This is a genomic window from Streptomyces beihaiensis (assembly GCF_026274175.1).
Taxonomy (GTDB): domain Bacteria; phylum Actinomycetota; class Actinomycetes; order Streptomycetales; family Streptomycetaceae; genus Streptomyces; species Streptomyces beihaiensis.
The window spans coordinates 1-7,081 of sequence record NZ_JAPHNL010000127.1 but is presented as its reverse complement, the minus strand read 5'-3'; the positions used below and the strand labels follow the sequence as shown (position 1 = coordinate 7,081).

Genomic DNA, 7,081 nt, shown 5'->3' with positions numbered 1-7,081 from the left:
TACGCCTCCGCGATCATGCCCCGCACACGAAGAAGTCCCTGTTCATCGAACAGGGACTCCCTTTGCCACAACGCACTCAGAAGGCTGTCGTTCAGGCCGATCAGACCAAGGCCACGCACCGCCAGAACGTCCAGCTCCCCGGCTTCGCGGGCCTGCTTCTGGATCTCCTCGGCTGCCGAATGCTGCGCCGCGTACACACGCACCACCTCCGGGAACGCGGCCAGGTCGAACGCCACGCCACCAGAGCGCCTCTCCTTACTCGCGGCCAAGCCGAGCAGATGCCGGGCGTCATCCGGCATGTGGAGGCCGTCGGCGATCCGCTCGTACACCTCGAGGCGGGACACCTCACGACGGCCGCTGATGATCTCGCTGACCCTGGCCTGCGTCATACCAGTCGCCGTCGCGATCCGAGCCTGGCTCGCGCCCACGTACCGCTGTACGTGCCGGAACACGGCGCCCATGTCCCGGCCCCTGAGCGCCCGACGTACCTCGGCACGCTCCCAAGCCCACTCCGGCAGCTCGATCGGCTCCAGCGCGGTCCCCATGCGCAACCCCCGTTTTCCACAGCGAGATGGAAAGTCAACTCACCGTGAGATTAACGGCGGGGGATCGTTCAGAGCCCAACACCCGCATCAGGCTAACCAGATGAATGACCCCCGCAGCCAAGGCGACGGCCTCGGGGGCGTTGCCAACACTGCTGAGGAGCGCCGACATGGCAAAGACTACGAGCCTGTCCCAAGCTGTGGAACCGTCGACTGTCGCGGCGGAAAATCCCGTTCAGGTCCCGCCCGTCGGCGAATCAACGGAGGCGCAGCTGCGCGGTCAGCGCTGCGTGTGGTGCGCTGAGGCGCTCGATCCGGGCCGGTGTGTCGACCTCGGGGAGCGCGTCGCCGAGGACGGATACCGCTGCTTCCCGCGCGCCTGCCCCGTGTGCACGGTCGCCATGGTCCACGCGCAGTTGGTCGAGCACTCCGCCGTCTGCGAGCAGTGCGCCGACAACGGCGCGCTGTGCCCGGACACCGCCGAGCTGCGACGTGCACTGCGAGAAGGGCGGCGCCTGTGAGCAGCGAGCGGAGTCGGCGCACCCTGCGGGACCGCCTCGTCGAAGCCACCCTCACCACGGTGCTCAGCGCCATGTGCGTCGGCTGCCTCGCCTACGCCCTCTGGCGAACTGGGCTTGATCCGCTTTGACGGACATCCGAGCTCAGGGGCCCTGCCCCGGAAGGATGTCCGTCACGGAGAGCATGGGGAAGAAGAAGCCACGCCCTCGCCGCTCGTTCACGCCGGAGTTCAAGGCCGAGCGGCTCCGTAGGCGAGGTAGTGCTGCCAGTGCGTGCAGGCGTCGGAGGCGAGGCGGTCCAGGGCGACCTGGATGGCCGCGCACAGCTCGACGTACACCTCCCTATCGACGGTTCCATCGGTACACGGCAGGATGAAACAAGCTTATGCCTCTGGCTCTTCGCGTCGGATCTCCGCCGTCTTGAGCAGCGTCGGATGGCATATCGGGTGGACACGCGTACATGTCAGGACGGGGGCCGGGTGGCTGTCTTGTACGGAGTTGTGATCGCGCTGTCCGCGATCATGGCGCTGTGGCTGTGGGAAGTCTTCTACGAAGCCGTCGACGTGTTCTTTGGGTGGTCCTCCGACGACTTCGGCCCAGGACGGGGGCGGGGATACCGTGTAGTCCTCAATCTCGTCGCGACCCCCGTGGCGGCGGAGCTGATGGTCTTCGCCCCGAAGTGGCGTACTGCCGCGATATGGGTCGCAGCCGGGCTTCTCGCGGCCCTCCTGCTGCGCCCAGTGGCTCAATTCAAAAAGGATCTCCCGACCTGGCTGCTTGTCTACGACGTTCTGGCCCAGTTCTCCTTAACTGGTGTAATGGGTTCGGTGGCGTTGTGGGCCACGTCCACGAGGGACGGAACATTCCGGTGGACGTTAGCCCTCACCTCAGGGATTGCACTGCTGGTGCTTTGCCTGCTCGCTCTTACTCTCCCATCGCTACGTGCACGACGGCACATGGCACTGCTGAAGGTTCAGCAGATGAGGCGTGACGAGCGTGAGCGTCGCCAGACGCAGAAGATGTCCAAGGTCCCGAAGGCCTCGCCGCCGACGGCCCTCGTCAGCCGAGCAAGTCCACCCCAAGGCGCTGTTCGCCCTCCTGAGCGGGCCATCAATCCACCCGCGCATCCGCGCGTCATGGATAATGCCTCGGCGCAGCGGGCGATGTTGGCCACTTCATGTCATGAATGCGGGAGCATTGGTTACGACGTAGAGACGTACGCCGTTGGCGGCAACCCTCTGTGGTACTTGGGCCGTTGCCCATCCTGCGGCAATCTCAGGGAGTTCCACTACGGCTGAGGGAGACGGCTCCTCCAGAGCAGAGCATCGTGGGCCCTCCCCCTGCCCTACTCGCCTGGCCCGTCGAGGCTGCCGCCCCTGCCCCGTGGCCAGGACGACGCACCTGTCCGGCACTGAGTAGGTGTTTGAGCTTGTTCCGATTTGACGGACACCCTCAGTGTGGTGGTCAGGCTGCGAGGGAGGTCTCGTAGTCGGCGGGACTGCTGCATGATCGGGTGACAGCGGGGTCTATGCGGCCAGAGCTGCGGGTGGGGTCATGATGGTCTCGTACTCGACGGGGGGCAATCGGCCCAGACGTCTCTGGCGCCGACGCCGGTGCTAGGTCCGCTCGATCCAGGTGACGATCGCGATCCGCAGCTCCTGTCGAGTGGCCCGAGTGCGGCGGTCGAGGACGTTCTTCTGCAGCAGCGCGAAGAAGCTCTCCATGGCGGCGTTGTCGCCGACGGGCCCCGACGCGGCCCATCGCACCGACCAGGCCGTGCCGAGTGAGTACGGCAGCAACCTTCCGTGACCGGAACTGCGAGCCGCGGTCCGAATGCACCACGCAACCGGCCACCTGGCCGCGGCGGGCGACGGCGGACTCCAGCGCGCACACGGCCAGGCGGGACTCCATCCGAGCGTCGATGGAGTAGCCCACGATGCGGCCCGAATACACGTCCTTGACGGCACACAGCTACAGCTTGCCCTCGCCGGTCGCGTGTTCGGTGATGTCCGTGAGCCACAACCGGTTCGGCCCGTCCGCGGTGAAGTCGCGCCGCACCAGGTCGTCATGGACCGGCGGCCCGGACTTGGCGTTCTTCCCGCGGCCCCTGCGTTCGCCGAAGGCACTCCACCAGCCGTTGTCCCGGCAGATCCGCCAGGCAGTCCGCTCCGCCATCGCCTCACCGGCCGCGCGGGCCTCGTCGAGAAGGAAACGGTGACCGAACTCGGGATCGTCGCGGTGCGCCTCGAACAGGACGTCGGCCCGGTATGCCTCGGACAGTTCGGCATCCGTGACCGGCCGCTCCAGCCACCGGTAGCAGGGCCGGCGGGCCAGCTCGAGCACCCGGCACGTCGCCGCCACCGGCACCGGCACCGGCACCCGGTGAGGGGCAGCGACGGCGGCCAGCTCGCGGACGAGCGGGCACATCATTTTGCCGGCAGGTTCGCCTGCGACAGATACGCCGCAGCCCTCCGCAGAACCTCGCTCTCACGCTCCAGCAGCCGGATGCGCTTGCGGGCCTCGCGCAGCTCGGCCGACTCACCCGATGTCGTTGCGGGCCCGGCGCCCTCGTCGGTGTCGGCGGCGCAGCCACTTCGACAGCGTGATCGGGTGGACGCCGAACAAGGCAGGACGACCAAGCTGTCGCACGTCAGCCGAACCCGGCATCGCCTGATCAAGTTCAGTAGCGCGCAGGTCATGGCTCGATCTCGCGGCTTCCACCGCGACGACGTCCTGGATGACGCCACGGGCGTTTTCAGGAACCGCGAGCATGCCGAGACATCGGCCCGGGATCTGGTCGACGGCACCGGCCTGGGGCGCGGCAGTCTCTACAACGCGTTCGGCAGCAAGCGCGGTCTCTTGCCGGTGCGCGTTGCCCTCGTCGACGTGCTGACCTTCCAGAGTCTGACGGGCGGGCCACTCGGGGAAGGACATGTCGGTGCGTCGGCTCGATCTGGGTTACTTCGTCCGGCCCGCATCGGAGACCGGCGGCCGGCAGCCGGCAGCCGTGGGTCGAACCTGTGCCGGCCTGCCGGGTGCGACACGATCATGGCCTGATCCTCTTCGAGGCTGGCATCGGCAAGGCGGGCCCCAGGACGGAGGCCCGATACCGTCCCCGGCGCCGAGACCCGCGGAACGCCTTGCCTGCCGAGATCGCGACGCCGTTCTCGAAGACGACAGCGATGGCGGGTGGAGCCACTGCGCGGCGGGGAGTCCTTTCGTTCGATGGCCGCTTTTCCGGGCCGACCGGGCCGAGGCTCCCGCTTCGGCAGGTTCATGCTTGATCAAGGATGAACCTGGCCGGATGCCTTCGGACTCGGCGGTCACGCCATGGACGGCCGCCGCGACGCCGACGGGCAGGTCGATCGTGCCGTCCGGTCCGTGCTTGCCGTCCCGGTTCTTCACAGGCTTGCGGCCCCGCCCAGCCACGCTGCGACGTTCCTGACGACGGCCGCGTCGACGTGCTGGGCGGCCAGGTATCCGGCGGGCGTCGACGGAGCGGTGCCGGGGAAGAAGAGGTGGTCGTCGGCTTCGTGGATCTGGATGGTGACGTTCTGCCGTGCGGTCAGCCCAGCGCGCCACAGGGGCAGGTCGTGCTCGACGGTGACCTGGTAGTCCCGGCCGCCCTGGAGGATCAGCAGCGGCTTGTCCAGGGCGGCGGCAGTGGCCACCGGGTCGTAGGAACGCAGGTCCAGCCAGTACGAGGCGGGAAGTCCGAAGGGCAGTTCCTCGCGCGGGGTGCTGGGGGACAGGGCGGTCTCGACGGTCGCGGCCTGGCGCAGGAGTTGCGCGACGGCCGCGTCGGAGTGCGGGCCGGGGTCGAGCGCGGCGAGGTGGCGGGCGACCCGGACGGCGGCCTGGTGCATGGGCTCGGCGTCACCTGCCAGGATCACGGCGCCGGCGATGGACGGCTCGGTCTCGGCGACCCGTGGGGCGACCTTGCCGCCCATGCTGTGTCCGGCGACGAACACCCGGTCGGAGTCGACGCCCGGCTCGTTCTGGAGCAGGCGGACGGCGGCGACGGCGTGGGGGACGTACTCGCGTGTCATCGTGAAGTCGTCCGCGGCGGCCACCTGTGCCGCGTGGGTGAAGGTCACCTTGTCGTGGCGCAGTACCGCCACGCCGCGGCCGGCCAGCCCCCAGGCGAGGTCCTTGAGGGGCTTGTTCGGTCCGATGGTCGCGTCCCGGTCGAAGGGTCCTCCCCCGCTCAGCAGCACGACTGCGGGCCACGGGCCGTTGCCGCGTGGAACGGTGACGGTGCCGGGCACGGCGAGGGCACCGGATCCGACCGTGACATCGTGCTCCTCGAAGGCGTCCGGATCCGCGTAGGGAGGCGGCGCCCACGGATCGGAGGCAGGGGGCGCGAGGCGCAGTCCGTTCAGCAGGCCGGCGGGGTCGACCGACATGACAGCGGTGAACTGTCCCCGCTCGCAGGTCACGGGGATGCTGACGCGGATCAGGTCCGGTCGCAGGGGTTCGTGCGACGGTTCGCCGACCTCGGTGACCGGGCCGATGCCGGCGGTTTCGGCGAGCCAGGCGGCCTGGAGTGCCCCGGCGGTGAGCACGGCGCGCAAAGGCGGGGCGAACAGTGCCGCGATCTCCGCGAAACGGCCGTCACGCGCCCACTCGACCACCTCTACGGCGGTGTCGACCGGTGTTCGCATTCTGCATCCCCTCACTGTTCTCAGTTTTCGAGAAAGGTAGCATGTATGAGAAGGTTCAGGGCATGGACACCTTGGAACTCCTGGCGCACCCCGTCCGCCTCCGTGTGGTCCACGCGCTGCGCGGCGGACGGGTCCTCACCACCGGACAGTTGTGTGCTCTGATCCCGGACGTGTCCAAGGCAACGGTCTACCGGCACGTCGACCTGCTCGCCGCGGGTGGCATCCTCGACGTCGCCGACGAGCGGCGCGTGCGAGGCGCCGTCGAACGCCGCTACCGGCTGCGACAGGACCGCGCGGGCATCGACGCGAAGACCGCGCGTGCGCTCACCCCCCGGGACCACGAGCAGGCGTTCGCCGCCGCCGTGGCCACCTTGGTCGCCGAGTTCGGCGCTTACCTGGACCGCGACGGCAGCGACCCTGTGGACGATCTCGTCGGCTACCGGCAACACGCGGTCTGGCTGAGCAGGGACGAACTCATGGGACTGATCGGCGCGATGCAGGCAGCCATCGCCCCTCTCCTCGCCAACGAGCCCACGCCGCAACGTGCCCGCTATCTGCTCAGCCCGATCCTGTTCCCCGCCGAACAGCGAGAAGAGCCTTCGCACTGACCGCAAGCCACGACGCGAACGTCTGGGTCACCAGCCTGCCGGGCCGGCGCGCCCAAGGACGGTTGTAAGGTCGGCTGGTCCAGCGATCACGGGGGGATTTCCATGCTCAAGTCGTCAGTGCGGGGTGCGGCCGTTGTCGTCGTGGCCCTGGCCGCGTTCAGTGTCTCGTGCAGTACATCCTCGAAGGCCGCCCGGACGGCCGCCGACGGGAGCGGGACCAGTGTGTCGGCGAGTACGTCCGCCTCTCCCTCGGCGCCCCTTGCGGACTCCGCCTCCCCCGCGATACCGGTCGAGAAGGTCCGCGACGCCTTCGCCGGGCTCCAGGCGACCCTGAACGATTCCTGCACTCCGGGCAACTGCGCTTACTTCCTCGGACGGGTCTACGACGAACTCCACCGCATGGACCGGGCCATGAAGGCGGACCCGCAGGGGCCCGGCCATTTCGCCGAACCGATCAGATGGATCAAGAAGCTTGACGCGCGGCTCGGCGGCGACCGCTCCTTCGAGAATTTGAAGAAGCACCAGACCTCTCTGATCGGCACCCGCGACAAGATCAACACGTGGATGCAGGGTCACCCCGAGGACTACCGCTGACGCACACGAGTCGATCAGGCATGGCCCGCTCGATCACGCCGAGTGGTGCCAACTGGTCGAGAACGGCCGCCCAAGTCGTTCACCCGGCCCCGTCCACGATGCGGGCAGCCGCTCGGCGCCGGCCGCGCGCGCGGCCGGCGCCGAGCGGCTGCCCG

6 protein-coding genes and 3 pseudogenes are annotated in these 7,081 nt (G+C 68.6%); 6 read left to right on the top strand and 3 right to left on the bottom strand.

From position 1 onward, the window contains the following. The coding region (locus OFY01_RS13875) for a helix-turn-helix domain-containing protein (protein WP_266599721.1) at window positions 1–461 on the bottom strand (461 nt) is incomplete at its 3' end. Between the two features lie 251 nt (window positions 462–712). On the opposite strand from OFY01_RS13875, the gene OFY01_RS13870 reads away from it, so the two are divergent. After that, window positions 713–1,063, top strand: coding sequence for a hypothetical protein (locus OFY01_RS13870; protein ID WP_266599719.1), 351 nt, complete (start codon window positions 713–715; stop codon window positions 1,061–1,063). Between the two features lie 497 nt (window positions 1,064–1,560). Then, complete coding sequence (locus OFY01_RS13865; RefSeq protein ID WP_266599717.1) at window positions 1,561–2,358, top strand: hypothetical protein; 798 nt, start codon at window positions 1,561–1,563, stop codon at window positions 2,356–2,358. Window positions 2,359–2,586: 228 nt separating this feature from the next. Here OFY01_RS13865 and OFY01_RS13860 read toward each other — a convergent pair. After that, window positions 2,587–3,727: pseudogene (locus OFY01_RS13860) on the bottom strand (IS3 family transposase). 30 nt (window positions 3,728–3,757) lie between these two features. Between OFY01_RS13860 and OFY01_RS32760 the strand changes: the two are divergent. Both OFY01_RS32760 and OFY01_RS32755 read left to right on the top strand, forming a co-directional pair. Next, window positions 3,758–3,910, top strand: a pseudogene (locus tag OFY01_RS32760) (TetR family transcriptional regulator); the annotation flags it as partial. 82 nt (window positions 3,911–3,992) lie between these two features. Continuing rightward, a pseudogene (locus tag OFY01_RS32755) lies at window positions 3,993–4,209 on the top strand (N-acyl homoserine lactonase family protein); the annotation flags it as partial. 252 nt (window positions 4,210–4,461) lie between these two features. Here OFY01_RS32755 and OFY01_RS13845 read toward each other — a convergent pair. Continuing rightward, a complete protein-coding gene (locus OFY01_RS13845) occupies window positions 4,462–5,724 on the bottom strand; it encodes an alpha/beta hydrolase (RefSeq protein ID WP_266599715.1) in 1,263 nt (420 codons plus the stop codon). 62 nt (window positions 5,725–5,786) lie between these two features. On the opposite strand from OFY01_RS13845, the gene OFY01_RS13840 reads away from it, so the two are divergent. Both OFY01_RS13840 and OFY01_RS13835 read left to right on the top strand, forming a co-directional pair. Next, a complete protein-coding gene (locus OFY01_RS13840; protein WP_266599723.1) occupies window positions 5,787–6,332 on the top strand; it encodes a helix-turn-helix domain-containing protein in 546 nt (181 codons plus the stop codon). A gap of 102 nt (window positions 6,333–6,434) precedes the next feature. After that, a complete protein-coding gene (locus tag OFY01_RS13835; RefSeq protein WP_266599713.1) occupies window positions 6,435–6,926 on the top strand; it encodes a hypothetical protein in 492 nt (163 codons plus the stop codon). Window positions 6,927–7,081: the final 155 nt, after the last annotated feature.

What these genes read in the sequence shown, in the direction of transcription:
- OFY01_RS13870 (WP_266599719.1), top strand. Translation starts at nt 713, where the DNA reads ATGGCAAAGACTACGAGCCTGTCCCAAGCTGTGGAACCGTCGACTGTC.
- OFY01_RS13845 (WP_266599715.1), bottom strand. Translation starts at nt 5,724, where the DNA reads ATGCGAACACCGGTCGACACCGCCGTAGAGGTGGTCGAGTGGGCGCGT.
- OFY01_RS13840 (WP_266599723.1), top strand. Translation starts at nt 5,787, where the DNA reads ATGGACACCTTGGAACTCCTGGCGCACCCCGTCCGCCTCCGTGTGGTC.
- OFY01_RS13835 (WP_266599713.1), top strand. Translation starts at nt 6,435, where the DNA reads ATGCTCAAGTCGTCAGTGCGGGGTGCGGCCGTTGTCGTCGTGGCCCTG.